At 36.4% G+C, this 3,392-nt stretch carries 5 protein-coding genes; all 5 read left to right on the top strand.

Annotation, left to right across the window (positions count from 1 at the left end):
- The first annotated feature begins 96 nt into the window (after positions 1 to 96).
- Positions 97 to 513, top strand: a complete 417-nt coding sequence (locus L950_RS24590) for a winged helix-turn-helix transcriptional regulator (RefSeq protein WP_021190983.1) — start codon at positions 97 to 99, stop codon at positions 511 to 513.
- 362 nt (positions 514 to 875) lie between these two features.
- Complete coding sequence (locus L950_RS24595; RefSeq protein WP_156169859.1) at positions 876 to 1,430, top strand: hypothetical protein; 555 nt, start codon at positions 876 to 878, stop codon at positions 1,428 to 1,430.
- Positions 1,420 to 1,728 carry a helix-turn-helix domain-containing protein gene (locus tag L950_RS36040; protein ID WP_262507198.1) on the top strand — a complete coding sequence of 103 codons (309 nt, stop codon included), beginning with the start codon at positions 1,420 to 1,422 and terminating at the stop codon, positions 1,726 to 1,728. Before L950_RS24595 ends, L950_RS36040 begins: the two co-directional genes overlap by 11 nt.
- A gap of 132 nt (positions 1,729 to 1,860) precedes the next feature.
- Positions 1,861 to 2,247 carry a nuclear transport factor 2 family protein gene (locus tag L950_RS24600; protein WP_021190986.1) on the top strand — a complete coding sequence of 129 codons (387 nt, stop codon included), beginning with the start codon at positions 1,861 to 1,863 and terminating at the stop codon, positions 2,245 to 2,247.
- A gap of 77 nt (positions 2,248 to 2,324) precedes the next feature.
- On the top strand, positions 2,325 to 3,392 hold a 1,068-nt coding region (locus tag L950_RS24605; RefSeq protein ID WP_031288878.1), incomplete at its 3' end, for an NADH:flavin oxidoreductase/NADH oxidase.

Genomic DNA, 3,392 nt, shown 5'->3' on the forward strand with positions numbered 1-3,392 from the left:
AATAATTTAAAATCGTAAATTTGCTTGCATTTTGCAAGTACAAATATAAAATTCAACTTGCAAAACGCAAGTGTTTTTTAAAAAAAATACATTATTATGAAAAATAGATCACAATGCCCTATCAGTTGTTCATTAGATATTTTAGGAGATAAATGGTCCTTATTGCTCATCCGGGATTTAATGCGCTTGAAACAATGCACCTACAGCGACTTTTTAAAATCTGGCGAGAAGATAGCGACCAATATCTTAGCTTCAAGATTATTAATGCTGGAAGAAAATGGACTGATCAGTAAACTGGATCATCCGGAAAGCAAAGCAAAAGTTTTATACACCCTTACTAAGAAAGGTATTGATTTACTCCCGATATTGATTGAGATGCAATTATGGGTAGACAAATATTACACGGTACCCAAAGAACAGAAAGAGATCATTAAAGCTGTTAAGAAAGATAAAGCGGGTTTTATAAAAGCACAAAAGAAAGTATTATCGGATGGAATTAAGGTAGAGCACTGATATTATAAAAGTTAAGATGACAAGCAGGAGATCAATTCACCTATGAGATCTTTCGTACAGTGGCGCAAAGTTCAATCATTCTTAAAATAAGTACATAAGAAATAGCAATTCTGTTAAAATTTTTTAAGCAAAAAAGCAGATCTCCTGACCCATGATTTAGATGTTGGAAAACTTATACCTTCATAAACTGGTCAATTATTTGAACTAAATAGTCAAAATATAACGACTAATTAGAAAAGTTAAGTGTTATTTATTTCAATATATTTGCATTATATTTTTTACTTCACTGGTCATCAATCGGTGATTCAAATTTCTTTTGATTTCCTTTATCATCTGAGTTTTAAATATCGTTTATGAAAAAAATGATCAAAGTACCAACATCATTAATAAGTGGTCCTACTCCTCAAAATGCGTTAATGCTCGACGGATGCTCTATTATTGAGCAATGCATCCATAGTATGGAAGCTAAGGGAACGATGTATCTGGAAGAGCATCTCCTCATGATAGTGCTCGAAGGATCGGCAACACTAACTTATGGCAAACAGCAGTATGTTGTCGGTAAAAATGAAATGATTCTGCTAAAAAAGGCAACGGCGGTCAAATACGATAAAATGGGTAATCCCGATAATGACAATATCTATGACAGCCTGATGTTTAGCATCAAAGATGATCTATTAAAATCATTTTTAGCTATGTCTGAAATAAAGGTTCCGAAAATTGAAGGAGAAATAAAGACGGGAGTTTACCCGATGAATGAGTGCCTTGTTGCTTTTGCAAATTCTATGAAACCTTATTTTTTAGATCATTCTGTTGTGCAGCCCGGACAATTACGCCTTAAGATCATGGAATTACTCTATGACATCGCTGAGGGGAATCGGAATATGTTTCTCCAAATTTTACAGTTGCATGAGCCGTGAGGGCAGATATCCGTCATGTTGTGGACATGCATTATGCCTCACCAGTTTCTTTACCAGAATTAGCGTATCTATCCGGCAGAAGCTATCCAGTTTTAAACGAGATTTTAAAGCCATTTACAATATGACTCCTGCATCATGGATTCGGGAAAAACGTCTTGAAAAAGCGAAGGAAATGTTAGAGGCAACACAATTGCCTGTTTCAGAAATTTGTTATTCTCTGGGCTTCGAAAACATTTCACATTTTTCGAGAATCTTTAAAGAATACCACGGACAAGCACCGACCGTATTTCGTCATTAAAATAGAGATGGCCATCAAACCCGATTTCTCCTGCTCATTTGGACTTAATAGAATAAATAGTTGGACGTTATAAAAAAATGAAAACCTTTTATCGTCTGTAAATTTGTAACATAAATTAAAAAATATAAAATTATGTCGACAAATAAAAACAGTAATACTGTACAAGATTACGAAGATGTGTTAGCCATTGTAGCAGGATACGTGGATGGGCTAAAAACGGGCAATATCGAACAGTTAAAAAAAGCATTTCATCAAGATGCTGTTATGTATGGTCATTTAGAGCACGACCTTTCACAAGGTAGTATAGAGAACCTTTATGCTTACGTTCAAGAATTTGGTGCGGCACCAAATATTCAAACCAATCTTACGGTGTTACACAAAACGTCCACCACAGCGGTAGTTCGTGTTGAAATGGAACACGACGCCGCAGATGAAGATTTCACAGATTATCACTCCCTGATAAAAATAAATGGAGAATGGAAAATTGTTTCAAAACTATTCCATCTATACACGAAATAATCAAAAACTATTACTTCAACTTTTCATTGGACATAAGACCTTCCTTTCCGGTGAAAATTCGTTATAAAAATTTAGATATGTCAAAATTATTCAGTCCTTTAACTGTAAAATCAGTAACTTTTAGAAACAGGATCGTAACGTCGCCCATGTGTATGTATATGGCTAATGATGGTTTTGCCAATGATTGGCATTTAGTACATTATGGCTCTAGAGCGATGGGTGGTGCAGGTTCTGTCATGCTCGAAGCGACAGCAGTCCATTCCGATGGACGCATTGGAGTTGGAGACTTGGGAATCTGGAAAGATGATCATATTGAAATGCTTACTAAAATTGCATCATTTATAGAGAAGTCTGGCAGTGTCCCAGCAATCCAATTAGCACATGCTGGTAGAAAAGGAAGCACATGGGCATCTGGACGTGACAGTCATCCGTTGATGCCTCATGATGAAAATGGATGGGAAGTTATTGCTCCGTCTGCAATAGCATTCTCTCCAGACATGCAAACGCCACGCGAAATGAGTTCAGAAGATATCACATCAGTGCAACAAGCTTTCGCAGATGCCACTAAGAGAGCATTAACAGCTGGTTTTAAATTGATAGAAATACACAGTGCACACGGTTATCTAATCAATGAATTCTTATCCCCTATTTCGAACAAAAGAACCGATCAATATGGTGGAAACCGAGAAAACCGTTCGCGTTTTCTATTTGAAATCATTGATAAAATTAAAGAAGTATGGCCTGCAAATCTTCCAATTGCGGTACGCATCTCAGCAACAGATTGGATGGATGAGGGTTGGACAATTGAAGATTCAAAATGGTTAAGTAAAAAGTTATCACAATTTGGAATCGATATTGTTGATGTTTCGACGGGTGGGACAGTACCTAAAGCTAAAATTACAGTCGGTTCAGGATATCAATTACCTTTCGCCAGTGCCATCAAAAGAGAAATAAAAGACAATTTAATAGTTGGTACAGTAGGTTTAATCACGAATGCACATCAGGCAGAAACCATCTTGACAAACGGAGATGCCGATTTGATCTTCATAGGAAGAGAGTTTTTAAGAAATCCCTATTTTGCCTTAGCAGCTGCAGGAGAACTTCGCTCACAACCACCTACCCCGAAACCTTATGAACTCGCATTT

Origin of the sequence: Sphingobacterium sp. IITKGP-BTPF85, assembly GCF_001006065.1 — a bacterium.
Taxonomy (GTDB): Bacteria; Bacteroidota; Bacteroidia; order Sphingobacteriales; family Sphingobacteriaceae; genus Sphingobacterium; species Sphingobacterium anhuiense.